This window comes from Bartonella sp. MR168JLCBS (assembly GCF_042194175.1).
Map to the genome: position 1 here is coordinate 1 of NZ_JBHIMP010000462.1, position 644 is coordinate 644.

Here is a 644-nt window from a genome sequence, read left to right on the forward strand (position 1 = left end):
GCATTCTCCTCGATTATTTCGCGAATAGATGTCAAAATTTCATCCATACTTGGCTCACGTCACACGCTCGAACTCTGTACCATACTTAACGACCTCTCAAAGACGCAACAACAAACAGAATCATATTCTTAGTGTATGCAAAAGAATCATAAGATCAACATACCTCTTCTATATTTTCAAATATGATTGTCATGAAGATGATTCTACACACAACTTTCTTTATTTATAAAAATAATAATTTATACACTCTATTTCCCAACATGCTGATATCGATTTATCGATCTTTTAAAGATTAAACCTAGTTCAGCAGATAGAGAGCTATTTTTATGTTTTATCGGGTATACTTAACCGTTTTTAAGCCTAAATAATTTGCAGTTAATTTACCAACAGAAGATTGAACACCATAACTTGCAACAACAGCATTACGTTCTGCCATCGCAAGAGCAATTTGAGCATTAATCAACTGCGTACGAGAATTTAAAACATCTAATGTCGTTGCCTGCCCGACACGATTTTCTTGAATACGGCCTTTAAGAGCAAGTTCAGCAGCACGAACACTCTCGCGGTAAGCAACTACAGATGCGCGTGCACCCTCTAACTGAAACCAAGCAGAAGTAAGTGCCTGTCTTGTATTACTATAAGCC

Annotated in this window: 1 protein-coding gene and 1 pseudogene; both read right to left on the reverse strand. The window is 36.8% G+C overall.

The genetic code is table 11. The features are described 5' to 3' along the window. A pseudogene (locus ACFIK8_RS11985) lies at positions 1 to 83 on the reverse strand (DUF2497 domain-containing protein); the annotation flags it as partial. A 248-nt stretch (positions 84 to 331) separates the two neighbouring features. Continuing rightward, positions 332 to 644, reverse strand: a 313-nt coding sequence (locus ACFIK8_RS11990) for a TolC family protein (protein WP_375669556.1), incomplete at its 5' end; no start/stop codon positions are given.